Annotated in this window: 27 protein-coding genes; 9 read left to right on the top strand and 18 right to left on the bottom strand. The window is 60.6% G+C overall.

What is annotated here, in order from left to right; all coding sequences use genetic code 11:
• Window positions 1-7: 7 nt before the first annotated feature.
• The 4 genes from AC5SEM_RS28970 to AC5SEM_RS28985 form a co-directional block, all read right to left on the bottom strand.
• Window positions 8-682, bottom strand: coding sequence for an urease accessory protein UreF (locus AC5SEM_RS28970; protein WP_495471819.1), 675 nt, complete (start codon window positions 680-682; stop codon window positions 8-10).
• Complete coding sequence (gene ureE, locus AC5SEM_RS28975; protein ID WP_008087160.1) at window positions 679-1,179, bottom strand: urease accessory protein UreE; 501 nt, start codon at window positions 1,177-1,179, stop codon at window positions 679-681. Before ureE ends, AC5SEM_RS28970 begins: the two co-directional genes overlap by 4 nt.
• 301 nt (window positions 1,180-1,480) lie before the next feature.
• Window positions 1,481-2,113 (bottom strand): TetR family transcriptional regulator, encoded by a 633-nt coding sequence (locus tag AC5SEM_RS28980; protein ID WP_077570695.1) that lies wholly within the window; start codon window positions 2,111-2,113, stop codon window positions 1,481-1,483.
• A 156-nt stretch (window positions 2,114-2,269) separates the two neighbouring features.
• A complete protein-coding gene (locus AC5SEM_RS28985; protein WP_495471820.1) occupies window positions 2,270-2,779 on the bottom strand; it encodes a hypothetical protein in 510 nt (169 codons plus the stop codon).
• A 385-nt stretch (window positions 2,780-3,164) separates the two neighbouring features.
• On the opposite strand from AC5SEM_RS28985, the gene AC5SEM_RS28990 reads away from it, so the two are divergent.
• Window positions 3,165-5,240, top strand: a complete 2,076-nt coding sequence (locus AC5SEM_RS28990) for an AsmA family protein (RefSeq protein WP_495471821.1) — start codon at window positions 3,165-3,167, stop codon at window positions 5,238-5,240.
• Between the two features lie 93 nt (window positions 5,241-5,333).
• On the opposite strand, the gene AC5SEM_RS28995 is transcribed toward AC5SEM_RS28990, so the two are convergent.
• Together AC5SEM_RS28995 and AC5SEM_RS29000 are read right to left on the bottom strand one after the other, a co-directional pair.
• Window positions 5,334-5,867, bottom strand: a complete 534-nt coding sequence (locus tag AC5SEM_RS28995) for a ferritin-like domain-containing protein (protein ID WP_495471822.1) — start codon at window positions 5,865-5,867, stop codon at window positions 5,334-5,336.
• A 90-nt stretch (window positions 5,868-5,957) separates the two neighbouring features.
• The gene (locus AC5SEM_RS29000; protein WP_495471823.1) at window positions 5,958-6,887 is read right to left on the bottom strand and encodes a LysR substrate-binding domain-containing protein; all 930 of its coding nucleotides are present in this window, start codon (window positions 6,885-6,887) and stop codon (window positions 5,958-5,960) included.
• Between the two features lie 108 nt (window positions 6,888-6,995).
• On the opposite strand from AC5SEM_RS29000, the gene AC5SEM_RS29005 reads away from it, so the two are divergent.
• The 3 genes from AC5SEM_RS29005 (at window position 6,996) to AC5SEM_RS29015 (ending at window position 8,910) form a co-directional block, all read left to right on the top strand.
• On the top strand, window positions 6,996-7,634 hold the full coding sequence (locus AC5SEM_RS29005) for an FMN-dependent NADH-azoreductase (RefSeq protein WP_495471824.1): 639 nt from the start codon (window positions 6,996-6,998) through the stop codon (window positions 7,632-7,634).
• On the top strand, window positions 7,635-7,940 hold the full coding sequence (locus tag AC5SEM_RS29010; protein ID WP_123593072.1) for a DMT family transporter: 306 nt from the start codon (window positions 7,635-7,637) through the stop codon (window positions 7,938-7,940).
• A gap of 91 nt (window positions 7,941-8,031) precedes the next feature.
• The gene (locus AC5SEM_RS29015; RefSeq protein WP_495471825.1) at window positions 8,032-8,910 is read left to right on the top strand and encodes an alpha/beta fold hydrolase; all 879 of its coding nucleotides are present in this window, start codon (window positions 8,032-8,034) and stop codon (window positions 8,908-8,910) included.
• 114 nt (window positions 8,911-9,024) lie between these two features.
• On the opposite strand, the gene AC5SEM_RS29020 is transcribed toward AC5SEM_RS29015, so the two are convergent.
• Window positions 9,025-9,912 (bottom strand): DMT family transporter, encoded by an 888-nt coding sequence (locus AC5SEM_RS29020; protein WP_495471826.1) that lies wholly within the window; start codon window positions 9,910-9,912, stop codon window positions 9,025-9,027.
• A 96-nt stretch (window positions 9,913-10,008) separates the two neighbouring features.
• On the opposite strand from AC5SEM_RS29020, the gene AC5SEM_RS29025 reads away from it, so the two are divergent.
• From AC5SEM_RS29025 to AC5SEM_RS29035, 3 genes are all read left to right on the top strand, one after another.
• The gene (locus AC5SEM_RS29025) at window positions 10,009-10,803 is read left to right on the top strand and encodes an AraC family transcriptional regulator (protein ID WP_495471827.1); all 795 of its coding nucleotides are present in this window, start codon (window positions 10,009-10,011) and stop codon (window positions 10,801-10,803) included.
• A gap of 63 nt (window positions 10,804-10,866) precedes the next feature.
• Window positions 10,867-11,172 (top strand): PsiF family protein, encoded by a 306-nt coding sequence (locus AC5SEM_RS29030; protein WP_077570711.1) that lies wholly within the window; start codon window positions 10,867-10,869, stop codon window positions 11,170-11,172.
• A 436-nt stretch (window positions 11,173-11,608) separates the two neighbouring features.
• Window positions 11,609-12,622, top strand: a complete 1,014-nt coding sequence (locus AC5SEM_RS29035) for an AI-2E family transporter (RefSeq protein WP_077570713.1) — start codon at window positions 11,609-11,611, stop codon at window positions 12,620-12,622.
• A gap of 135 nt (window positions 12,623-12,757) precedes the next feature.
• On the opposite strand, the gene AC5SEM_RS29040 is transcribed toward AC5SEM_RS29035, so the two are convergent.
• Window positions 12,758-14,032 (bottom strand): Hsp70 family protein, encoded by a 1,275-nt coding sequence (locus tag AC5SEM_RS29040; protein WP_495471828.1) that lies wholly within the window; start codon window positions 14,030-14,032, stop codon window positions 12,758-12,760.
• A 290-nt stretch (window positions 14,033-14,322) separates the two neighbouring features.
• On the opposite strand from AC5SEM_RS29040, the gene AC5SEM_RS29045 reads away from it, so the two are divergent.
• Window positions 14,323-15,273: a DnaJ C-terminal domain-containing protein gene (locus AC5SEM_RS29045; RefSeq protein ID WP_116031808.1), complete on the top strand. Its 951-nt coding sequence runs from the start codon at window positions 14,323-14,325 to the stop codon at window positions 15,271-15,273.
• Between the two features lie 23 nt (window positions 15,274-15,296).
• The gene (locus AC5SEM_RS29050) at window positions 15,297-15,602 is read left to right on the top strand and encodes a chaperone modulator CbpM (RefSeq protein WP_116031804.1); all 306 of its coding nucleotides are present in this window, start codon (window positions 15,297-15,299) and stop codon (window positions 15,600-15,602) included.
• Between the two features lie 169 nt (window positions 15,603-15,771).
• On the opposite strand, the gene ureC is transcribed toward AC5SEM_RS29050, so the two are convergent.
• From ureC to urtB, 10 genes are all read right to left on the bottom strand, one after another.
• Entirely contained in the window at window positions 15,772-17,472 is a 1,701-nt protein-coding gene (ureC, locus tag AC5SEM_RS29055; RefSeq protein WP_212620495.1) for an urease subunit alpha, read from the bottom strand.
• A gap of 202 nt (window positions 17,473-17,674) precedes the next feature.
• Window positions 17,675-17,980 (bottom strand): urease subunit beta, encoded by a 306-nt coding sequence (locus AC5SEM_RS29060; protein WP_134175795.1) that lies wholly within the window; start codon window positions 17,978-17,980, stop codon window positions 17,675-17,677.
• Window positions 17,980-18,513, bottom strand: a complete 534-nt coding sequence (locus AC5SEM_RS29065; RefSeq protein WP_495471829.1) for a GNAT family N-acetyltransferase — start codon at window positions 18,511-18,513, stop codon at window positions 17,980-17,982. Before AC5SEM_RS29065 ends, AC5SEM_RS29060 begins: the two co-directional genes overlap by 1 nt.
• 5 nt (window positions 18,514-18,518) lie before the next feature.
• A complete protein-coding gene (locus AC5SEM_RS29070; RefSeq protein ID WP_116031801.1) occupies window positions 18,519-19,052 on the bottom strand; it encodes a GNAT family N-acetyltransferase in 534 nt (177 codons plus the stop codon).
• A gap of 9 nt (window positions 19,053-19,061) precedes the next feature.
• Window positions 19,062-19,364 carry an urease subunit gamma gene (locus AC5SEM_RS29075; RefSeq protein WP_116031797.1) on the bottom strand — a complete coding sequence of 101 codons (303 nt, stop codon included), beginning with the start codon at window positions 19,362-19,364 and terminating at the stop codon, window positions 19,062-19,064.
• 158 nt (window positions 19,365-19,522) lie between these two features.
• A complete protein-coding gene (locus AC5SEM_RS29080) occupies window positions 19,523-20,362 on the bottom strand; it encodes an urease accessory protein UreD (RefSeq protein ID WP_495471830.1) in 840 nt (279 codons plus the stop codon).
• Between the two features lie 43 nt (window positions 20,363-20,405).
• Window positions 20,406-21,104 (bottom strand): urea ABC transporter ATP-binding subunit UrtE, encoded by a 699-nt coding sequence (gene urtE, locus AC5SEM_RS29085; protein WP_077570731.1) that lies wholly within the window; start codon window positions 21,102-21,104, stop codon window positions 20,406-20,408.
• A gap of 135 nt (window positions 21,105-21,239) precedes the next feature.
• Window positions 21,240-22,109, bottom strand: coding sequence for an urea ABC transporter ATP-binding protein UrtD (gene urtD / locus AC5SEM_RS29090; RefSeq protein ID WP_007918913.1), 870 nt, complete (start codon window positions 22,107-22,109; stop codon window positions 21,240-21,242).
• On the bottom strand, window positions 22,106-23,185 hold the full coding sequence (gene urtC, locus AC5SEM_RS29095; RefSeq protein WP_495471831.1) for an urea ABC transporter permease subunit UrtC: 1,080 nt from the start codon (window positions 23,183-23,185) through the stop codon (window positions 22,106-22,108). Before urtC ends, urtD begins: the two co-directional genes overlap by 4 nt.
• Complete coding sequence (gene urtB, locus AC5SEM_RS29100) at window positions 23,185-24,687, bottom strand: urea ABC transporter permease subunit UrtB (RefSeq protein WP_495471832.1); 1,503 nt, start codon at window positions 24,685-24,687, stop codon at window positions 23,185-23,187. The genes urtC and urtB overlap by 1 nt, the downstream gene beginning before the upstream one ends.
• Window positions 24,688-24,837 lie beyond the last annotated feature (150 nt).

The raw sequence follows: 24,837 nt of genomic DNA on the forward strand, positions 1-24,837 counted from the left end.
GTTTCTCCTAAGAGCGAAAGAGGCGGCTGTACTGGCGCTCGTGGGCCATGCACGCCAGGGACAGACCAAATGCGGCGCTGCCCATGTGGTCGGGGTTGATTCGGCTCGCGTCCTGCTGCGCCTGTTGCAGCAGCGGCAGCAGTTCGCTGGTCAGGCGCTGCGCGGCTTGCTGGCCCAGCGGCAGGGTTTTCATCAACACGGCGAGCTGGTTTTCCAGCCAGCTCCACAGCCACGCGGCGAGAGCATCCTGCGGGCTGATGCCCCAGGCGCGCGCGGCCAGCGCCCAGCACAGGGCCAGGTGCGGTTCTAGGCATTGATCGAGAAAGTTGCGGGCGGGCGCGTCGAGTTCCGGCAAGCCGTTGAGCAATTGCTGCAACGAATAGCCCATCTGCCGGCTCTCCAGATGCAACTCGCGGGTCTCGCGGCTGGCGCGATGGCTTTCGCAGAGGATCAGCAACTCGCTCCAGTTTTCATCCGCCGCCGCCTGACAATGCGCGAGCAACAGCGGCGCTTCAAAACGCGACAGATTGAGCAGCAACTGATCGCTGATCCAGCGGCGGGCGTCGTCCGGGTTTTTCACCCGGCCGTTATCCACCGCCATTTCCAGGCCTTGCGAATAGCTGTAGCCGCCAATCGGCAATTGCGGACTGGCCAGGCGCAGCAGCGCCCAGGCCGGATTCACAGGCGTACGCCGAACTGATGGAGTTTCGGCGCGTAATTGAAGTCTTCGTCGCCGTGGCGTGAATGGTGATGGCCGCCACCATAGGCACCGTGCTCGGGCTGGAATGGCGCTTCGATCGCTTCGACCTGTGCGCCGAGTTGTTCAAGCATTGCTTTGAGCACGTAGTCGTCGAGCAGGCGCAGCCAGCCATCGCCGACTTGCAGGGCGACATGGCGATTGCCCAAGTGATAAGCGGCGCGGGTCAGTTCAAAGGCGTTGGCGCAGGTGACGTGCAGCAATTGCTCGGGGCGGGCGCAGACGCGGACGATGCGCCCGTCTTCAGCCTGCAGGCACTCGCCGTCATACAGCGGCGGCTGACCGCGCTCCAAAAACAACCCGACGTCTTCGCCCTCGGCACTGAAACAGCGCAAACGGCTTTTGCTCCGCGCTTCGAAGGTCAGGTGCAATTCGGCGGCCCAGACGGGTTGAGGGTCGATTCTGCGGTGAATCACCAGCATCGGAAAGCTTCCAGCTATGGACAATACTCTGGCTAGAGCAAGGGCCTTGCCAATCGGACGAGATGTAGGAAATCCCTGTCGGAGCGTAGTGGATGTTTCAAGATGTTGCGGGAATATGGAAGGTTTTGGTGCGTGAAGAATTTTTTATGCACCAAATGGAGGCTGATGCGCCGAGCCAAATGTGGGAGCGAGCCTGCTCGCGAATGCGGTGGGTCAGTGATGTAGATGTTGGCTGACACGACGCCTTCGCGAGCAGGCTCGCTCCCACAGGGGGAATTTGTTGTGTCAGTAATAAGGGGGATTACTCGGTGCTGCCCAGCCCTTGCCAGTGCTTGAGGCCAATAAAGATAAAACGCAGTTGCTGGGTGATCTTCGCCTGTGGCGTCAGATGCTCCGGCAGGGCTTCGGCGGGCGGGTCGATGATGTCGGGGAGGGTGGCGAATACCGATTTGACGATCAGATCGGCCATCACGCTCAGGCCCTCGGCGTCCAGATGCTGAAGCTTGGGCATCATCGTCAGGTCGGCAGCCAGGTCGGAACTGATGTTCTCGCGCAACCGGCCGATTGCCTGACGCACCGGCAGCGAGCCGCCGTACTGCTCACGGGCGAGAAACAGGAATTGCGAGCGATTGGCGCTGACCACGTCGAGGAAGATTCGCACCGAGGCATCAATAATGCCGCCCATGACGAATTCGTTGTGCCGCACCAAGCGGATGGTTTCGCGGAAGGTCTGGCCGACTTCACTGACCAGCACCAGGCCCAGCTCATCCATATCGGCAAAATGCCGGTAGAAACCGGTGGGCACGATCCCGGCGGTTTTGGTCACTTCGCGCAGGCTCAGGCTGCCGAATCCTCGGCCGCTTTCCATAAGGTGGCGGGCAGCGTCCATCAAGGCGTTGCGGGTCTGTTGTTTCTGTTCGGCGCGGGGCAGCATCGCAGGAGGTGTTCTTTGGCAGGACAAGCGCCGCACTCTAGCAAATCGGCTTTGTCGGCGTCGAACGGGGAGGGCGTGGAGCGGAAGATTTTATCGGGCCGGAAAAGTCAAAAGCCCAATCCGGTGATTGGGCTTTTTTTCGAGGCCGCCATGGGCTTAGCTCAAGGCACTGTTGCGTTCGATCACACGGTCACCACCACCTTCGGCAAGGGTTTGACCTTGTGGAGTGCGGTCGCTGCCATCAGAAGCCAGGGTTTGGCCTTGTGGAGTACGGTCGCTACCATCGGACGCCAGGGTTTGGCCTTGTGGAGTACGGTCGCTACCATCGGACGCCAGGGTTTGACCTTGTGGAGTGCGGTCGCCGCCATCGGAAGCCAAGGTCTGGCCTTGTGGAGTGCGATCGCTACCGTCGGACGCCAGGGTCTGACCTTGTGGAGTCTTGTCGTAGCCGTCTTGCACCAGACCTTTCTCTTCCAGACGATCACGGCCGCCTTCAGCCAGAGTCTGACCTTGTGGAGTGCGGTCGCCACCGTCAGCCGCTACGGTCTGGCTGAATACCGAATGGCTGGATTTCACTTGCGGGGTAGCTTGGTCGGCAGCGGGCAGGGCGAAAGCAGTGCTGGCTAGCATCGACAGGGTAAGGCTGAGCAGTAATTGGCGTTTCATGATGGGTTGCTCCTTGGGAGGGCGATAAAGTGGGTACGAGGGCAATGCTACTCTCGATAAGTCGATATAAAAGTTCATAAACGCAATGGTAATAATCAACAGAATTGATTGTTCTGCCGGGAGGCTCTAGATCGCGGCTTTCCGGGCGACGGTTTTGCACCGGGGTGGGTATTTCCGACTCACTCGCGCCTCGCAAAAGTGCGGGTCGCGGTAACACTGTTCGACTGATCGGTCAGATTTCGCGCGGCTTTTTGCGCCTTAATCGGCCTTTCGATTAAACCTGCGGCTGGTTTGCCAGTCGTAGATTTCATGAGGGCCGCTTTGGCCCGCCGTTTCAGCCGTGCGCCGCAGTTTTTGCGTGCGGTCGTGATCAGGAGCTTTGTGCATGACGCGCACTGGAAAAATCTTCAGCTGGACCTTCTCCATCCTCGTGCTGCTACTGGCCGTGCTGGTGTTGATCATCGTGTTCTTCGACTGGAACCGGATCAAACCACCGCTCAACGCCAAAGTCTCGGAAGAACTGCATCGACCGTTTGCCATCAATGGCAACCTCGCGGTGATCTGGCAGCGCGAGCCGGACGAGGGCGGCTGGCGTGCGTGGGTGCCGTGGCCGCACGTGGTCGCTGAGGATCTGAGCCTGGGCAACCCGGACTGGTCGAAGAAGCCGCAGATGGTCACGCTCAAGCGCGTTGAGCTGCGTATCTCGCCATTGGCGCTGTTGGCGCAACGGGTGGTGATTCCGCGCATCGACCTGACCGAACCCAATGCCGAGTTGCAGCGCCTGGCCGATGGCCGCGCCAACTGGACGTTCAAGTTCGACCCGAAAGATCCGAACGCCGAGCCGTCGAATTGGGTGGTCGACATCGGCGCCATCGGTTTCGACAAGGGCCACGTCACCCTTGACGATCAGACGCTCAAAACCAATCTCGATGTGCTGATCGATCCGCTGGGCAAGCCGATTCCGTACAGCGATATCGTCGGTGCCAAAGTAGCGAAAACTGCCCAGGACAAGGGCGGCGCACCGCAGGATTATGCGTTTGCCTTGAAGGTCAAAGGCCAATACCACGGCCAGAACCTTACCGGCCAGGGCAAGATTGGCGGTCTGCTCGCCTTGCAGGACGCAAGCAAACCCTTCCCGTTGCAGGCTCAGGCGAAGATCGGCGACACCCGCATCGAACTGGCCGGCACGCTGACTGATCCGCTGAATCTCGGCGCCCTCGATCTGCGCCTGAAACTCGCCGGTGCCAGCCTCGGCAATCTTTATCCACTGACCGGCGTGACCCTGCCGGATACGCCGCCGTACTCAACCGACGGCCATTTGATTGCCAAGCTGCACGACGAGGCCGGGGCGAAATTCACCTACGAGCAGTTCAACGGCAAGATCGGCAGCAGTGACATCCATGGCGACCTGACCTATGTCGCCAGCCAGCCACGACCAAAACTCAGCGGCGCGTTGCTCTCCAATCAACTTTTGTTCGCTGACCTCGCACCGCTGATCGGCGCCGACTCCAATGACAAGCAAAAGGCTCGTGGCGGCGAAAGCAAACAGCCGGCCGATAAAGTGCTGCCGGTAGAGGAGTTCAAGACCGACCGCTGGCGCGCAATGGACGCCGACGTCGAGTTCACCGGCAAGCGCATCGTCCACAGCGAGAAACTGCCGTTCAACGACCTCTATACCCACCTGAAACTCAACGATGGTGAACTCAGCCTGGAGCCGCTGCGCTTCGGCGTCGCTGGCGGCAATCTTGATGCGCAAATCCGCCTCAATGGTCGCACCGAGCCGCTTGAGGGGCGCGCCAAACTGACCGCTCGCAGGTTCAAGCTCAAGGAACTGTTCCCTACCTTCGAACCGATGAAAACCAGCTTCGGTGAGCTCAATGGCGACGCCGATATCACTGGGCGCGGCAACTCGGTGGCCAAGCTGCTGGGTGGGGCCAATGGCAAATTGAAGATGCTGATCAACGACGGCGCGATCAGTCGTGAGCTGATGGAACTGGCCGGGCTCAACGTCGGTAACTATGTGGTCGGCAAGATCTTTGGTGACAAGGAAGTGAAGATCAACTGCGCAGCAGCGGACTTCGACATCAAAAGCGGTCTGGCGACCACCCAGCTGTTTGTCTTCGATACCGAGAACGCGATCATCTATATCGACGGCACGGCGAACATGGCCACCGAGCAACTGGATCTGACGGTGACGCCGGAATCCAAGGGCTGGCGTTTGATTTCCCTGCGTTCGCCGCTGTACGTGCGCGGCAAGTTCATCAAGCCGGACGCGGGTGTGAAGGCTGTGCCGCTGATGCTGCGTGGGGCGGGGATGGTTGCATTAGGTGTGATTGCGGCGCCGGCGGCGGGGTTGCTGGCATTGGTGGCGCCGAGTGGTGGTGAGCCGAATCAGTGTGCGCCGTTGCTGGAGCAGATGAAGGCGGGCAAGGCGCCGGTTACCGTCAAACCTACCAAGTAATCTTCAGCGTTAATAAGGACGCCATCGCGAGCAGGCTCACTCCTACATGGGAACGCATTCCAAATGTAGGAGTGAGCCTGCTCGCGATAGGGGTTACAGGTCGTTCAGGATGTCAGCCATGTCATCGGCATGCTCTTCTTCCTGCGCCAGAATATCTTCGAAGATACGCCGCGTAGTCGGGTCTTTCTCACCGATGTACTGAATGATCTCGCGGTAGCTGTCGATGGCGATCCGCTCGGCAACGAGGTCCTCGTAGACCATTTCTTTGAGGGTGTTACCGGCCACGTATTGCGCGTGGGACATCTTCGACAGCATGTCAGGGTTGAACTCAGGCTCGCCGCCCAACTGCACGATGCGCTCGGCCAATCGGTCGGCGTGCTCGGCTTCCTGGGTGGCGTGCTCGAGAAACTCTTCGGCGGCCACATGGGCTTTCACGCCATTGGCCATGAAGTAGTGGCGCTTGTAGCGCAACACGCAGACCAGTTCAGTGGCCAGCGATTCATTGAGCAAGCGCAGCACCTCTTCACGGTCGGCGCTGTAGCCCTCGGTGACGGCGCCGTTTTCGACGTGTTGGCGCGCACGATCGCGCAAGGTTTGAACATCTGACAGATGCAGGTCGTCGCTCATTTCGATCTCCTGGAGGCTAATCCGATGGGCGCCACGTTCTGCGGACGCGGTCGCTACCTAAGCTGTGAGTCATGAGCGTTGCAAAAAGTTTTACCCGATTTGCGGCGACCTTGGCACCAGTCCCGAACTCTGCGCTTCCTCGCGCAACCAGGCAAAAAACGCCCGCACCGGCGGATGCCGCTCGCGCCCCGGCACGCACAACGCGCTGTACCCGGCGCCATCGACTTGAACCTGACCCATGAACGGCACCAGCAAACCGCTGGCGACACTCTCCGACACCAGAATATTGCTCGCCAGCACCAGCCCTTGTCCGGCGATTGCTGCTTGCAGGGCGTAGTGCTCTTCATCGTATTCGCGGATCGCCGGCTGCGGGTTCAACCAGTTTTCGCCAGCCTTGGCGCACCACGCTTCCCAGCCATGGGCATACAGTTTCGAGTTATGCCAACGCACGCTGATCAACGTCGGTGTGCGCCGCGCGGCCAGCGCCACTTGCTCGGGCGAGCCGTAAACACCGAATGATTCATCGAACAGGCACAGACCATAAAGGTTCGGGTAATCGTCGAGGCTATAACGCAAAACCAGATCGACACTGGCGTCCTGATGCAAATCGATGACTTCACAGTGAGTATCGAGGCGCACGTTGATGTTCGGATGCTGTGCATAAAACCGCCCGAGGCGCGGCACCAGCCACAGCGCGGCGAAGGCGGCGGTGGTCGATAGCGTCAGCGTGCTGGCGTTGCGCTGCGGGCGCAGGGTGTCGACGCTTTGCGCCACTTCCAACAATGCGCCGTGCAGGCTGCGAAACAAGCGCTCGCCGCCTTCGGTCAGGCGCACCTGACGCGGCAGGCGCTCGAACAGCGCGACGCCGAGCCAGTCTTCCAGCGAGCGAATCTGGTGCGAAATCGCCGTGGGCGTGACTGACAGTTCTTCGGCGGCAGCCTTGAAACTGAGCAGGCGTGATGCCGATTCAAAAGCGCGCAGAGCGGTGAGAGGCAACGAGGCAAACATTGAAAGCTCCACGGATGAAACCAATTCATCCAGACTGACTTTTGCTCATTTGAGGCTTAGGCGTGACGCCTGCAATCTGCAGCGACACAGCAATCAAAGTCTAGCCTCAAGGAGTTTCAGATGAGCAAAATTCTTGCGATTCATGCCAGCCCCCGTGGTGACCGTTCCCACTCGCGGCGTCTGGCGGAACATTTTCTCAGTGCCTGGCAGGTGCGTCATCCGCAGGCGCAAGTGACTCGCCGCGAGGTCGGACGGGCGCTTATTCCGGCGGTCAACGAAGCCTTTGTCGCTGCCGCGTTTCATCCACAGCCTGAAGCACGTCCACTGTCGATGCAGGCCGATCTGGCCCTGAGTGATCAACTGGTCGGTGAATTGTTCGATCACGACCTGCTGCTGATTTCCACGCCGATGTACAACTTCAGTGTGCCCAGCGGCCTCAAGGCCTGGGTCGATCAGATCGTGCGCCTGGGCCTGACCTTCGATCACACGCTGGACAATGGCGTCGCCCAATACACGCCGCTGTTGCAGGGCAAGAAGGCGCTGATCGTCACCAGTCGCGGCGGTTTCGGCTTCGGTCCGGGAGGCGAACTGGAAGCCTTGAACCACGCTGATCCATGGTTGCGCGCGGCGCTGGGTTTCGTCGGTATCAACGACGTCAGCGTGGTCGCGGCCGAGGGCGAAGAGTCCGCCGAACGCACCTTTGCGGTGTCGGTGGCCGAAGCCGAGCAGCGTCTGCTCGACCTCGCCCGGGTGTTCTAAATGGCCTGGTTGTGTTTGCTGATCGCCGCCGGGTTTGAAGTGACCTTCGCCATGGGCATGAAGTACGCCGAAGGTTTCACCCAGCTCTGGCCCTCACTGATCACCGTGGTCGCGGCAATCGGCGGGATCTACTTCCTGACACTGGCGATGCGCGAACTGCCGGTGAGCATCGCCTACCCGATCTGGACGGCGATTGGCTCACTGGGCACGGTGTTCCTCGGTTATGCCCTGCTCGGCGAGAGCCTGACCCTGGTCAAACTGGTTTCGGTCGGGCTGATTGTGGCGGGGGTGGTGGGCCTGAAGTAGGCTGGTGGTTGAGTTGTCATCATCAGGGAGGATGCTTGGCGGGCGTTTTGCACGCCTTGCATCCACTCACCGACCACAAGGATGTTTGCCCATGTCGACGCGTTATCCATTGGTGCTGGTGCCCGGCATGCTCGGGTTTATCCGGCTGGTTCTCTATCCGTATTGGTACGGCATCATCAAAGCATTGCGCCGTGGTGGTGCGACGGTGATCGCGGTGCAGGTGTCGCCGCTCAACTCTACAGAGGTGCGCGGCGAGCAATTGCTGGCGCAGATTGATGAGATCTTGCGCGAGACCGGGGCGCAAAAGGTCAACCTGTTCGGCCACAGTCAGGGCTCGCTGACGGCGCGCTATGCGGCGGCGAAACGACCGGATCTGGTGGCCTCGGTGACATCGGTGGCCGGACCGAATCATGGTTCCGAGCTGGCCGATTATCTGGAAAAAAATTATCCGGCGGACAGCGCCAAGGGCCGACTGCTTGAGGCGTTGCTACGGTTTGTCGGCTGGCTGATGGCGCTACTGGAAACCGGTTACCACGGGCCGAAATTGCCAGTGGATATCCACGCCTCGCATCAGTCGCTGACGACGGAGGGCGTGGCGCTGTTCAACCAGCGTTATCCACAGGGCTTGCCTGACACCTGGGGCGGGCACGGGCCGGAAGAGGTTAACGGCGTACGTTATTACTCATGGTCGGGGACGTTGCAGCCGGGCAAGACCGATCGCGGCGGGAATTTGTTTGACGGTACCAATCGCAGCTGTCGCTTGTTTGCGAAAACGTTTGTGCGTGAACCGGGGCAGTGCGATGGGATGGTCGGGCGGTATAGCTCGCATCTTGGGACGGTGATTGGCGATGACTATCCGTTGGATCACTTCGACATTGTTAACCAGTCGCTGGGGCTGGTCGGCAAGGGCGCGGATCCGGTGCGGCTGTTTGTCGAGCATGCGGCCCGGCTTGAGGCCGCCGGCGTTTAGCCCTGAGACCGCGTCATCGTTCTTCGCGAGCAGGCTCGCTCCCACAAATGACCGCATTCCTTCAGTTGAAATGCAATCCAATGTGGGAGCGAGCCTGCTCGCGAAGAGGCCGGATCAGGCGACGCTTAATTTGCGGCCCAACACGCTGGTCCAGCGCTCCGAAAGAATCACCCCGCCCAACGTCAACAACCCGCCCACCAGGTGATACATCGCCAACTGTTCCTTCAACACCACCGCCGCAATCAGCGCGGTAATCAACGGCAGCAAGTTAAAGAACAACGTCGTGCGGCTCGGACCGAGACGCTGCACCGCCTGCATCCACGCCAGCGGCGCGAGCATCGACGCCAACAGACACGCATACAACACCAGCGGAATGTTCTGCAGGGTCAAACCGGTCTTCGGCGAAGCGGCATACAGTGGAAACAATACGACAATCGCCACCAGCACTTGCAAATACAGCAGCACCAGCGGCGGCAGGCGCAGTTGCCATTTTTTCAGCAGCGTGCTGTAGATCGCATAGGCCAGGGTCGCGATCAGCATCATCGCATCACCCATGTTCACGCCGTGTTGCAGCAACGCGCCGAGGCTGCCGGACGACACCACGACCAATACGCCGGCAAACGACAGAACCGCACCGACCAGCGCACCGGCGGTCAGGCGTTGCCCGAGGCTGATGATCGCCATGGCCAGCGACATCAACGGCATCAGCGACAGGATGATGCCCATGTTGGTCGCCGTGGTCAGAGTCGCAGCGAAATAGGCGAGGCTTTGATACACCGCCATGCCGAGTACGCCGAGGATGAAAATCCTGCCCAGGTTCGGACGGATCTGCGGCCAGTGCGCGATCACCGCTTTGAGCATGAACGGGGTGAACAGCAAACCGGCGAGCAGCCAGCGGTAGAAACCGATCTCGGCGGGGAAAATCGCCCCGACCGCCAGTTTGTTGATCACGGTATTGCCGGCCCAGATAAAAATCGCCAGCAGCGGAAACGCGTATTGCATGAGTCGAAACCAGTACGTTGATGAAGGGCAATTATCCCTTGTCTGGATGCAGGCCTATACTGCGAACCGGACAACCTGCCTCTGAAACCGGACAGCATGAACAGTAAACACATTGATCTGCTGGATTTCAGCGAACTGCCATCGGCAGTGTACTTCCGCTATGCCGATTTCAACGCCCATGAATACGCCGCGCCGCACCGCCATGCATGGGGCACGCTGGAGTATGCCGCACATGGCGTGCTGCACATGGACGTCGATGGCAGCCGCTTTATGTCGCCGCCGCAGTACGCGGTGTGGGTGCCGCCGCAGGTCGAGCACAGCTTTTACAGTCATCAGCCGGTCAACTATCGCGCGGTGTGTCTTGATCCCAAGGTCTGCACCGAGCTGCCGACACGCGCCTGTACTCTGGCGATCAGCGACATTCTCAAGGCGATTCTCAAGGACTTCGCCGCCCGCGACGTGAAGATTCCCGAACTCGATGCCGACCAGCGTCTGGCGCAAGTGTTGGTCGATCAATTGCAGCAGGCACCGGTGCATGAGTGTTATCTGCCCTACGCGAGCAGCCCGGGTTTGCTGGCAATCCTCGAAACCTTGCAGGCCGAACCGGGCAACAATCAGCCGCTGGCGCATTGGGCGCTGCAAGTGCATGTCAGCGAACGCACGCTGGCCCGGCAATTCGTTCGGGAGTTGGGGATGAGTTTTGGCGAATGGCGCCAGCGTCTGCGCTATCTCGCGGCAATCGAGGCGCTGGAAACTTCGCGTAGCGTGCAGGAAATCGCCTTCGATCTCGGCTACAGCAGTGGCTCGGCATTCATTGCCATGTTCGCCCGGCAGGCCGGGTGTACGCCGGAGCAGTATCGCCGCAGCCATCTGGAAGGTAGGAAGATGTAACAGGATTTGGCTACACTCCAGCAGAGGCCGCCCCCCTCGGTGCGGCGCCAAGGAGAAAACTCCATGAAGATGTTGCGTGTGCCGTTGTTGATGATTGGTTTGCTCCTGTGTTCCCAGGGTTTCGCCGCCACGGCGCAACAGAACAAGATGACCACCTGCAATGCCGATGCGACCGCCAAGAGTCTGAAAGGCGATGAGCGCAAAACCTTCATGAGCACCTGCCTCAAGGCAGCGCCAGCGGCCAACGATGCCAAGGCCCTGACCCCGCAGCAGCAGAAAATGAAGACCTGCAACGCCGATGCCGCCACCAAAGCCCTGACCGGCGATGCGCGCAAGACGTTCATGAGTGATTGCCTGAAGAAAAAATAACTTGATTCGGTGGGGTACCTGGTCGACGCGTTCGCTTGAGATTTGCCCTCACCCTAACCCTCTCCCGGAGGGAGAGGGGACTGACCGCGTTGTCTGAAGACATTCGTCGACCTGAAAAACCGGTCGATTATGGATTCCACGGCGCTGTCTCAGGTCACTGGATATCCAGAGCATCCCCCAATCGGTTCCCTTTTCCGGAGGGAGAGGGGACTTACTGCGTCGTCTGAAGACATTCGTCGACCTGAAAAAACCGGTCGATTATGGATTCCACGGCGCTGTCTCAGGTCACTGGATATCCAGAGCATCCCCCAATCGGTTCCCTCTCCCTCTGGGAGAGGGCTAGGGTGAGGGGGGCTGAAGCACCGCATATACCTAGTGCTTACCCCGGAACGCTGGCAGACTGCCAATCCTTTTACGCCGTTCGTTTTGAGGCTGTATGCCAACGTTTTCTGAGCGTCATGTAGTGTTCTGGGTCAGTTGCATCATCATTTTCGGCGGTTTGCTGCTGGTGCTGCCGCTGCGCTTGTTGCCCAGTCTGTTGGCCGGTTTGCTGGTGTATGAACTGGTCAACATGCTCACTCCGCAACTGCAACGGCTGATCGAAGGCCGCCGCGCGCGCTGGCTGGCGGTGGCGTTGCTGGGGACGTTGGTCGTCAGCGTTCTGGCGCTGATCTTCGCCGGCGCGATCAGTTTTCTCCTGCACGAAGCAGAAAACCCCGGCGCTTCCCTGGACAAATTCATGGGCGTGGTCGATCGCGCACGCGGGCAATTGCCACCGTTCATCGACGCCTATCTGCCGGCCAGTGCTGCGGAATTTCGCGTGGCGATCGGCGAGTGGATGAGCAAGCACCTGTCTGACCTGCAACTGGTCGGCAAGGATGCGGCGCACATGTTCGTGACGTTGCTGATCGGCATGGTGCTCGGCGCGATCATCGCCTTGCAGCGCATCCCCGACGTCACCAAACGCAAACCGCTGGCCGCGGCGCTGTTTGACCGTTTGCACCTGTTGGTGCAGGCGTTCCGCAACATCGTCTTTGCGCAGATCAAGATTTCCCTGCTCAACACCGTCTTCACCGGGATTTTCCTCGCAGTCATCCTGCCGATGTTCGGCATCAAACTGCCGCTGACCAAAACCCTGATCGTGCTGACCTTCCTGCTCGGCCTGTTGCCGGTGATCGGCAATCTGATGTCGAACACCCTGATCACCATCGTCGGCCTGTCACTGTCGATCTGGGTAGCGGTGGCGGCGCTGGGTTATCTGATTTTTATCCACAAGCTCGAGTACTTCCTCAACGCGCGGATTGTCGGCGGGCAGATCAGTGCCAAGTCGTGGGAGTTGCTGCTGGCGATGCTGGTGTTCGAGGCCGCGTTCGGCCTGCCGGGAGTGGTGGCGGGGCCGATTTATTATGCGTATCTGAAGAGTGAGTTGAAGCTGGGCGGGATGGTTTGATCCAAGCCTAGTAGCGCTTGAGCGGGCCTCTTCGCGAGCAGGCTCGCTCCCACATTTTGAGCGCATTCCTTCAGTTGAAATGCGACCCACTGTGGGAGCGAGCCTGCTCGCGAATGGCGCGCCGCCGATTCTGGATCAGGCCATCGAACCGTAGCGTTTCATCGCTTCAATCGCCAAACCGCTGCCAATGCTGCCGAAGATATTGCCTTCGACATGTCGCGCATTTGGCAGCATCGCCGAGACGCTGTTGCGCAGCGCCGGAATCCCGCTCGAACCGCCGGTGAAGAACACCGTGTCGACCTGATCCACTGCGACACCGGCATCGTTCAACAGTTGTGTGACGCTGCCACGCACCCGCTCCAGCAGCGCATCGATCGCCGATTCAAACAGCGCGCGGCTCAGCTCCACACTCAACCCGGCTTCGATCCGATCCAACGGCACATGGCGGCTGTCGGTGTGGGTCAGTTGAATCTTGGTTTCTTCGACTTCCATCGCCAACCAGTGGCCGGCGCGTTGTTCGATCAATTTGAACAGGCGATCGATGCCACCGGTGTCTTCGATGTCGTAGCGCATGCTGCCCAGCGCCAGGCTGGATTTCTGCGAGTACACCGAGTTGATGGTGTGCCAGGTCGCCAGGTTCATGTGGTGGCTGGTCGGCATGTAGGCGCCGCTCTTCATGCGGCTGCCGTAGCCGAACAGCGGCATCAGGCCTTGCAGGCTCAGCTGTTTGTCGAAGTCAGTCCCGCCGATGTGCACGCCGCCGGTGGCGAGGATGTCGTCGTGACGGTTGTCGTAACCACGCCGCTCCGGCGACAGGCGCACCAGCGAGAAGTCGGAGGTACCACCGCCGATGTCGACGATCAGCACCAGCTCTTCTTTCTCGATGGTCGACTCGTAGTCGAAGGCGGCGGCAATCGGCTCGTACTGGAAGGAGACTTCCTTGAAACCGATCTTCTTGGCTACGTCGACCAAGGTGTCTTCAGCTTCCTGGTCCGCCAGCGGATCGTCATCGACGAAGAACACCGGACGACCGAGCACCACTTGCTCGAATTCCCGACCGGCGGCGGTTTCCGCACGGCTCTTCAATTGGCCGATGAACAGACCAAGCAAGTCCTTGAACGGCATCGCGGTGCCGAGCACGCTGGTGTCGTGCTTGATCAGCTTGGAACCGAGCAGGCTTTTCAGCGAGCGCATCAGCCGGCCTTCGTAGCCTTCCAGGTACTCGTGCAGCGCCAGACGACCATAAACCGGGCGGCGCTCCTCGATGTTGAAGAAAACCACCGACGGCAGGGTGATCTTGTCGTCTTCCAGCGCGATCATCGTTTCCATGCCGGGGCGCAGCCAGCCGACGGTGGAGTTGGACGTGCCGAAGTCGATGCCGCAGGCACGGGCTGGAGAGGCGTCTTTCATGTCTTTCGGTTCCGGTCAAAAAACGGCCGCGCAGTGTATGTCAGTGCGCGCCAGAATCGAAGGCCGGTCATCTGCTATTTCACGACTAAACTGCTTGAAACTCGCAGCTTTGCCCCAAACTTGCTGGCATGGGCCGGCAGAACCACCGGCGGTCGCAAGAACCGCCGTCCACTGCCGATAAACTTCTGCAGCGCCACCCGGTCACAACCTTGAGATCGGTCAACCTGGCATGCGCGAATCGGCGCATGCTGGCATCGGCGCGAAATCGATAACGGATGGTGATTCCTTCAATGGACTTCAAAGACTATTACAAGATACTCGGCGTGGAGCCGACAGCAGACGACAAGGCAATCAAGGCTGCCTATCGCAAGCTGGCGCGCAAATACCACCCTGATGTCAGCAAGGAAAAGGACGCCGAGGCCAAATTCAAAGACGCCTCGGAAGCCTATGAAGCGCTGAAAAGCGCCGACAAACGCGCCGAATACGACGAGCTGCGCCGTTATGGTCAGCACGGTCAGCCGTTCCAGGGGCCACCAGGCTGGCAGAGCCGTGGTGGCTTTGGCGGCGGCGGTGGCGACACCGGCGACTTCTCGGACTTCTTCAGTTCGATCTTCGGCAATCGCGGCCCCGGTTTCGGTGGCGGCGAAGGTCGGCAACAACGCAGTGCGGGGCGCCGAGGGCAAGACGTGGAAATGGAACTGCCGATCTTCCTCGAGGAGACGCTCGCTAACGAATCGAAGAAAGTCACCTTTCAGGTGCCGCAATACAACGCCAACGGCCAGCACGTCAGCAACACCAGCAAAAGCCTGAACGTGAAGATCCCGGCGGGCGTGACCGACGGCGAGCGCATCCGCCTCAAAGGCCAGGGCGCACCGGGCGTCGGTGGTGGGGCGAATGGCGACCTGTACCTGACCATTCGTTTTGCGCCGCACCCGAAATTCGATGTCGAAGGCGAAAATCTGATCATCACCCTGCCATTGGCTCCGTGGGAGCTGGCGCTGGGTGCCGAAGTGGCGGTGCCGACCCTGACCGGCAAGATCAACCTCAAGGTGCCCGCGGGTAGCCAGAACGGCCAGCGCATGCGTGCCAAGGGACATGGTCTGAAAAACAAGGCAGGCGAGCGCGGTTATCTGTTCGTGCAGCTCAAAGCGGTGATGCCGAAAGCGGCCGACGACGAGGTCAAGGCGCTGTGGCAGGAACTGGCGAAGAAAGCCGCCTTCAACCCACGCGAGAACTTCTGAATTCGACGACGGAGTAGCCCATCATGAGCAGCCCCCTGATCGTTCAACTGGACCTGGCAGAATTCTGTGAGGCGGCCGATTTGTCGGACGTCTACGTGATCGAAATCGTCGAACACGGCATCCTCGAACCTCAGGGCGCGCAGCCTCGGGAATGGCGTTTCACCGATTACGAATTGGCCTTGGCCAAGCGTGCGGCGAAGTTGCGCCGTGATCTGGAGCTGGAGTGGGAAGGGGTTGCGCTGGCGCTGGATCTGCTGGAAGAGGTGCGCGAATTGCGTGCCGAGAACCTTATGTTGCGGCAGCGGTTGGGGCGGCTGGTGGTGGAGTAGTCGGTCAGAGGTTTTCCGGTTGGCTGATCGGGCCTCTTCGCGAGCAGGCTCGCTCCCACATAGGGCCTGTGCATACCGATCAAATGTGGGAGCGAGCCTGCTCGCGATGAACGATAACGCGGAGTTTCTGACTCAACACTGAAAAGGCCCCGAAGGGCCTTTTTTGTGTTCAGAACAGGAAGTACCGCTGCGCCATCGGCAGTGTTTCCGCCGGCTCACACCACAGCAGCACACCATCAGCCTTGACCTGATACGTCTGCGGATCGACATCGATGTTCGGCAGATAGTCGTTGTGGATCAGGTCGGTTTTCTGCACATCACGGCACCCCTTCACCACGGCGATTTTCTTTTTCAGCCCCAACGCTTCCGGCAACCCCGCCTCCTGCGCAGCCTGGCTGATAAAGGTCAGGCTGGTCGCATGCAGCGAGCCACCGTAACTGGCGAACATCGGACGGTAGTGCACCGGTTGCGGCGTCGGGATCGAGGCGTTGGCATCGCCCATCAGGCTGGCGGCAATCGCGCCGCCCTTGAGGATCAGCGTTGGCTTCACGCCAAAAAACGCCGGACGCCACAGCACCAGATCCGCCCATTTGCCGACTTCCACCGAACCGACTTCATGGCTGATGCCATGGGTGATTGCCGGGTTGATGGTGTACTTGGCGATGTAGCGTTTGGCGCGGAAGTTGTCGTTGCCTGCGCCGTCCTGCGGCAGTGGCCCGCGTTGTTTTTTCATCTTGTCGGCGGTTTGCCAGGTGCGCGTGATGACTTCGCCGACGCGGCCCATGGCCTGGCTGTCGGAGCTGATCATCGAGAACGCGCCGAGATCGTGGAGGATGTCTTCGGCGGCAATCGTTTCGCGGCGGATGCGGCTTTCGGCAAACGCGACGTCTTCGGCAATGCTCGGGTCGAGGTGATGGCAGACCATCAGCATGTCGAGGTGTTCGTCGATGGTGTTGCGCGTGAACGGTCGGGTCGGGTTGGTCGAACTCGGCAGCACGTTGGGGAAGCCGCAAGCCTTGATGATGTCCGGTGCGTGACCGCCACCGGCACCTTCGGTGTGATAGGTGTGAATGGTGCGGCCCTTGAACGCGCCGAGAGTGGTTTCGACGAAACCGGACTCGTTGAGGGTGTCAGTGTGGATCGCCACCTGCACGTCGAACTGGTCGGCAACGCTCAGGCAGTTGTCGATGCTCGCCGGCGTGGTTCCCCAGTCTTCGTGCAGCTTGAGGCCGATGGCGCCGGCCTTGACCTGTTCGATCAAGGGCTCCGGCAGGCTGGCGTTGCCCTTGCCGGTGAGGCCGATGTTCATCGGGAACGCATCGGCGGCCTGGAGCATGCGCGCCAGATGCCATGGCCCTGAGGTGCAAGTGGTGGCGTTGGTGCCAGTGGCTGGGCCGGTGCCGCCGCCGATCATGGTAGTGACGCCGCTCATCAGCGCTTCTTCGATCTGCTGCGGGCAGATGAAGTGGATGTGCGTGTCGATGCCGCCGGCGGTGAGGATCATGCCTTCGCCGGCGATCACTTCGGTGCCGGCGCCGATGGCGATGGTCACGTTGGGCTGCACGTCGGGGTTGCCGGCTTTGCCGATCGCGGCGATGCGGCCGTCCTTGAGGCCGACGTCGGCTTTGACGATGCCCCAGTGGTCGATGATCAGCGCGTTGGTGATCAACGTGTCGACGACTTCGGCCGCCAGCAATTGGCTTTGGCCCTGGCCGTCGCGGATGACTTTGCCGCCACCGAACTTCACTTCTTCGCCGTAGGTGGTGAAGTCTTGTTCGACTTCGATCCACAGCTCGGTGTCGGCCAGGCGCACCTTGTCGCCGACGGTGGGGCCGAACATGTCGGCGTAGGCTTGTCTGGAGATTTTCATGCAGCGTCCTTCCGGAAAATAGTGGTGAGCCATTGACCCTCACCCTAGCCCTCTCCCAGAGGGAGAGGGGACTGTACACGGTGGGCCGGCAATCGGTGATCGGCTCCGCAGAGGGGACTGGTCGCGGTGGGGCGGTTATCGGTGATCGGCTCCCTCTCCCTCGGGAGAGGGCTGGGGTGAGGGGCAGCGGTGCACGCAGATGTCAGAGGTCACCCATGACCCGCCCGGCAAACCCGAACACCCGCCGCTTCCCGGCATAATCCACAAGCTCAACCTCACGGCTCTGCCCCGGCTCAAAGCGCACCGCCGTGCCCGCCGGAATATTCAGGCGCATGCCACGGCTCGCTGCGCGATCGAAGGTCAGCGCGTCGTTGGTTTCAAAAAAGTGATAGTGCGAACCGACCTGAATCGGCCGGTCGCCGCTATTGGCGACTTTCAGGCTGAGGGTGCGGCGGCCGACGTTGAGTTCGATGTCGCCGGGCTGGATCTGGTACTCGCCAGGAATCATCACTGGGCTCCTTGCAGAATCTTGTAATAGAGGGCGGTCGGCCGATAAGTGCCGGTCGGGTCGCAGGCGTAATCAGGAATCTGACCGGCGCGGGTGTAACCCAGCGCCTTGTAGAAATCTTCGGCGGGGGAGCCGGCCTCGGTGTCGAGGTAGAGCATGCCGCGCTTGTGTTTCGGCGCTTCGAGTTCCAGCGCACTCATCAATTGCTGACCGAGACCGCGACGCCGTGCGTGTTCGCGCACCAGCAGTTTCTGCACCTCGGCGCGGTTGAGACCGTTAGCCTTCTGGCACAGACCCAACTGCACACTGGCCATTACCTGCTCGTCCTTGACCACCACCCAAAGCAGCACGCTGCCCTTGTTGACGTTTTCCTGCACCTCATCGAAATACGTGCGCGCCTGCGCCGCATCGAGGTCGGCCATGAAGCCGACGCTGGCGCCGTACCCCACGGCATCGAGCAGCAGATCGATCAGGCCCTGACGATAATGCGCAAAACTTTCAGCATTGACGCGGCGCAGTTGGGCGGCGTTCATCGGTGTCACTCCTTGTTGGCGTCAGGCGGCTCCGCGCCGGGGTTGAGGGTCAGTTGCATGAAGGTCAGATCGAGCCAGCGGCCGAACTTGGTGCCGACTTGCGGCATCTGCCCGGTAATGCTGAAACCGGCGCGCTCGTGCAGGCGAATCGAGGCGGCATTGCCGCTTTCAATCGCGGCAACCATCACGTGTTTGTCGCAGGTCTTCGCCCGTTCGATCAGCACAGTCATCAGTTGCGGGCCGAGGCCGTTGCCGCGCTGATCGCTGCGCACGTAGACCGAGTGCTCGACGGTGTGACGGAAGCCGTCGAACGGCCGCCAGTCACCGAAGGAAGCGTAGCCGAGCACACTGTTGTCGGCGTCGACGATCACCAGAATCGGATAGGCCTGAGCCTGACGCGCGCTGAACCATGCCTGACGGTTGCCGAGGTCGACGGCTTGTTCATTCCAGATCGCCGTGGTGTTGAGTACGGCGTCGTTGTAGATGTCGCGGATCGCCGGCAGATCGGCGTGGACGGCATCACGAATGGAGTAGGTCATGGCGCGGCCTCAGACGATCGGTTGGTGGACGGTGACCAGTTTGGTTCCGTCGGGAAACGTCGCTTCGACCTGAATCTCCGGGATCATCTCCGGGATGCCTTCCATCACTTGTTCGCGGTTGAGCAGGGTGGTGCCGAAGTGCATCAGCTCGGCCACGGTCTGACCGTCACGCGCGCCTTCGAGCAGCGCTGCGGAGATGTAGGCCATGGCTTCCGGGTAATTGAGTTTCACGCCGCGCGCCAAACGCCGCTCGGCGACGAGGCCGGCGGTGAAAATCAGCAGCTTGTCTTTTTCGCGTGGGGTCAGGTCCATTGTGGGGTTCCGTCAGGGCAGATTTAAAAAGTATTCAGGGTTGCAAACACATTCCCTTGTAGGAGTGAGCCTGCTCGCGATAGCAGTGTGTCAGCCAATAAAATAATGACTGATACGGCGCTATCGCGAGCAGGCTCACTCCTACAGGGGAATGCATTTCAGGTGTTCCAGATTCGGGGTGGCTGAGCCTCACGGCCCAGCAGCACCGGACGCAGCAAGCGCCAAAGATCAATCAGCCATGCGCGGGCGAGCAGTGCTTCAGACGCCAGACAGCGAGCCACCAAAAGGCCAGGCAACTGGGTCAAATCCCCGCGCACGTCATGCCCCAGCGAACGACAACGCTCAAGCAACTCAGCATCAATTTCACCGGTGACCAACAACGTCGCAAACACCGGATTGCCATCCAGCCCGATCGGCGAATCAAGCAAACCGTCGCCACCGACAATGCGCTGGCGCTCATGCCAGAGCAATCGGCCATCGCGGCGAATATCCAGGTGCGCCTGAAAATGCCCACGGTCGAAACGTTCGCCACTGGCCGGACGACCCAGCGCCACCACGTCCCAGTAAAACAGCCGCGCATCACCTTCAAGATCAATCGAAGTGCTTAGTTCAGCCTGCGCGGCGCTGTAGACGATGGTTTCCTGCGGCAGCCATTCCAGCGTCGCTCCGGCAGCCACTTTCAAATCCAGTTTCTGATAAGCCGGCCCACCGGCGCGATACCACTTGGCCGCGCCGGGGCTGGTGATCTGCGCCCAGGCGTGTTGCTCGACACGTGCGCTGATATCGAGGCGATCACCGCCGGCAATCCCGCCCGGCGGGTGGACGATGATGTGCTGGCAGACCTCGGGGCCTTCGGCGTACAGGTGCTTTTGCACCCGCAGCGGGCCGAGGTGTCGGCGCATGACCGGGCGCGTGCAGTCGCCGAAACGGGCGTAGGCGAGTTCCAGCTCGGCGTGCCAGCTCGGGGTAAACAGGGCAGGTGCAACAGTCGAATTCATGGTGTGTAATTATCGTTAGGAAGCTACAGATTAGTTCGTTGTACTAGATCGTTACCAGCCCGCGTACACCCTCGGCCTCCATATTTTCACCGCGACCCTGCTGCACGATCTCGCCTCGGGACATCACCAGGTATTGATCGGCCAGTTCCGCGGCGAAATCGTAGAACTGCTCGACCAGCAGAATCGCCATGTCACCGCGCGCCGCGAGTTGCTTGATCACCGCGCCGATCTCCTTGATCACCGAGGGTTGAATGCCTTCGGTGGGCTCATCGAGGATCAGCAAGCGCGGACGGCTGGCCAGTGCGCGGCCAATCGCAAGCTGTTGCTGCTGACCGCCGGAGAGGTCACCACCGCGACGCTGCTTCATTTGTAGCAGCACCGGGAACAATTCGTAGATGAAACTTGGTACCTCTTTGGCTTCGCTGCCGGGGAAGCGTGACAGGCCCATCAGCAGATTTTCTTCCACGGTCAGGCGTCCGAAGATCTCGCGGCCCTGTGGCACGTAAGCGATCCCGGCGTGTACGCGCTGGTGTGGCTTGAACGTGGTGATCGGTTTGCCTTCCCAGTTCACCGCGCCTTCTTTGGCCGGCAGCAGGCCCATCAGGCATTTGAGCAGGGTGGTTTTGCCGACGCCGTTACGGCCGAGCAGGCAGGTGACTTCGCCGACCTTAACGTCGAAGCTTAAGCCGCGCAGGATGTGGCTACCGCCGTAGTACTGGTGCAGCTTGTCGACTTGCAGCATGTCAAAAGTCTCCTCAAATCCCTCTGTAGGAGTGAGCCTGCTCGCGATAGCGGTGTGTCAGTCAACATCTGTTTGTCTGATACACCGCTATCGCGAGCAGGCTCACTCCTACAGTTTTGATCGGTGTTTGCAGCTTTAGCGGCCGAGGTAAACCTCGATCACGCGCTCGTTTTCCTGCACCTGTTCCAGCGAGCCTTCGGCCAGCACGCTGCCCTGGTGCAACACCGTCACATGGTCGGCAATCGAGCCGACAAAGCCCATGTCATGCTCCACCACCATCAGCGAATGCTTGCCCGCCAGGCTCTTGAACAGTTCAGCGGTGAACTCGGTTTCCGCATCGGTCATCCCCGCCACCGGCTCATCGAGCAGCAACAATTGCGGGTCCTGCATCAACAGCATGCCGATCTCGAGAAACTGCTTCTGCCCGTGAGAGAGCAACCCCGCCTGACGATTGACCGAGGTGGTCAGGCGAATCGTTTCCAGCACTTCGCTGATCCGGTCCTTCTGCTCGCCACTCAATCGCGCACGCAAACTGGCCCACACCGACTTGTCGGTTTTCTGTGCCAGCTCCAGGTTTTCAAACACGCTCAGCGCTTCGAACACCGTCGGCTTCTGGAACTTGCGGCCGATGCCAGCCTGGGCGATCTGCACTTCGCTCATCTGCGTCAGGTCGAGGGTTTCGCCGAACCAGGCTTTGCCGTGACTCGGCCGGGTCTTGCCGGTGATCACGTCCATCAGCGTGGTTTTGCCCGCGCCGTTGGGGCCGATGATGCAGCGCAATTCGCCGACGCCGATGTACAGGTTGAGATTATTCAGCGCGCGGAAGCCGTCGAAGCTGACGCTGATGTCTTCCAGGGTGAGGATCGTGCCGTGACGGGTATCAAGGCCCGGCCCGACGCGCTGACCGAGGCCGATCGAGTCGCGGCTGGTGCCGGCGTCCTTGTTCGGTTCGACGGGAAAGAAGGCCGGTTCCAGCATGAATTCCGCGCTCGCTGTGACTCTCATTGTTCACCTCGTTTCTTCAGCAGGCCGATCACGCCTTTGGGCAGGTACAGCGTCACGACGATGAACAGCGCGCCGAGGAAGAACAGCCAATATTCCGGGAACGCCACGGTGAACCAGCTCTTCATGCCGTTGACCACACCGGCGCCGAGCAGTGGGCCGATCAGCGTGCCGCGACCGCCGAGGGCCACCCACACCGCCGCTTCAATCGAGTTGGTCGGCGACATTTCGCTCGGGTTGATGATGCCCACTTGCGGCACGTACAACGCCCCGGCCAGACCACACAACACCGCACTCAAGACCCACACGAACAGCTTGAACCCGCGTGGGTCGTAGCCGCAGAACATCAAGCGGTTTTCCGCATCGCGCAGCGCCGTCAACACACGACCAAATTTGCTTTGCGCCAGGCGCCAGCCGATGAACAGACTCGCCACCAGCAGCAACACCGTGGCCAGAAACAGCACCGCGCGGGTGCCCGGTTCAGTGATGCCGAAACCGAGAATCGTGCGGAAATTGGTAAAGCCGTTGTTGCCGCCAAACCCGGTCTCGTTGCGGAAAAACAGGAGCATGCCGGCGAAGGTCAGGGCCTGGGTCATGATCGAGAAATACACGCCTTTGATTCGCGAGCGGAAGGCGAAGAAACCGAACACCAGCGCCAGCAATCCCGGCGCCAACACCACCAGACACATCGCCCAGACGAAGCTGCTGGTGCCGGTCCAGTACCACGGCAATTCCGTCCACGACAGGAAGGTCATGAACGCCGGCAGACCATCGCCCGCCGCTTGGCGCATCAGGTACATGCCCATCGCATAACCACCGAGCGCGAAGAACAGACCGTGACCCAGCGAGAGCAAACCGGCGTAACCCCAGACCAGATCCAGCGCCAGGGCGACGATGGCGTAGCAGAGGATTTTGCCAACCAGCGTCAGGGTGTACGCCGAGACCGACAGTGCACTTTCCGTCGGCAACAACGACAGCAGCGGCAGGGCGATCAGCAGCGCAAGAATCACCGCGCCAATCGCGATGGTGACTTTCGGCCCGGCCTTTTGTGTAGCGGAAACAAGCAGAGGCTGATTCATCAGTCGATCACCCGTCCTTTCAGTGCGAAGAGGCCTTGCGGACGTTTCTGGATAAACAGAATGATCAGCGCGAGGATCAGGATCTTGCCGAGCACCGCACCGATCTGCGGTTCGAGAATCTTGTTGGCGATGCCCAGGCCGAACGCGGCGAGCACGCTGCCGGCCAGTTGGCCAACGCCGCCAAGCACCACCACCAGGAACGAGTCGATGATGTAGCTCTGGCCGAGGTCCGGGCCGACGTTACCGATCTGGCTCAGCGCCACGCCGCCGAGACCGGCGATGCCCGAGCCGAGGCCGAAGGCGAGCATGTCGACGCGACCGGTCGGCACACCGCAGCAAGCCGCCATGTTGCGGTTCTGGGTGACGGCGCGGACGTTGAGACCAAGGCGGGTTTTGTTCAGCAGCAGCCAGGTCAGCACCACCACAAACAGGGCGAAAGCGATGATCACGATGCGGTTGTACGGCAGCACCAGATTCGGCAGCACTTGAATGCCACCGGACAGCCACGCCGGGTTCGCCACTTCAACGTTCTGCGCGCCGAACAACAGGCGCACAAGCTGAATCAGCATCAGGCTGATGCCCCAGGTGGCGAGCAGGGTTTCCAGTGGGCGGCCGTAGAGGTGACGAATCACCGTGCGCTCCAACGCCATGCCGATTGCCGCCGTGACAAAGAACGCCACCGGCAGTGCGATCAACGGATAAAACTCGATGGCTTGGGGGGCGTAGCGCTGGAACATCAACTGCACCACGTAGGTCGAGTAGGCACCGAGCATCAGCATCTCACCGTGGGCCATGTTGATCACGCCGAGCAGGCCGAAGGTGATCGCTAGACCAAGTGCCGCCAACAGCAAAATGGATCCGAGCGACATGCCGCTGAAGGCCTGGCCGAGGATCTCGCCGACCAGCAGTTTGCGTTTGACCTGAGCGAGGCTGGTTTCAGCGGCGGTGCGCACGCCGGCATCGCTCTCGACGCCGGGTTCGAGCAGGCCTTCGAGGCGCGTGCGTGCCAGCGGATCGCCGGTTTCGCCGAGCAACCGTACGGCCGCGAGGCGCACGGCCGGGTCAGCGTCGACCAACTGCAGATTGGCCAGCGCCAGGCTCAGGGCGGCATGCACGCCTTCATCTTTTTCACCAGCGAGTTGCTGGTCGAGGAATTTCAGCTGCGCGGGTTTCGCGCTTTTCTGCAATTGCTGCGCGGCGGTCAGACGGATTTTGGCGTCGGCGGCGAGCAATTGGTGGCTGGCCATGGCGGTGTCGATCAGACCCCGCAGGCGATTGTTCAGGCGCAGGATTTTGGGTTGGCCGTCGATGGTCAACTCGCCTTGTTGCAGGGCGTTGATCAATTCGATACGGGCTGGATCGGGCTGCGCGGCCCAGGTTTCCAGGAGTTTGGCCTGTTGCACGGGATTGGCCGCGACGAAGTCTTCGGCGTCGCCAGCATGGGCCAGCATTGGCAGCAAGAGTGCGATGGCTATGAGAAAGCGGTGTATGGCAGTGGGCATTAGTGGTGTCCTGTTCAACCGCCCCCTCACCCTAACCCTCTCCCGGAGGGAGAGGGGACTGACCGAGGTGTCTGGACGATGTGCTGCGACCTGCGAATTCGAGCCGAACTCAGGCTTCGAAAAGCATGAAGATCGGCTCCCTTTCCCCCT

The sequence above is a fragment of the Pseudomonas sp. CH61 genome, assembly GCF_059429415.1.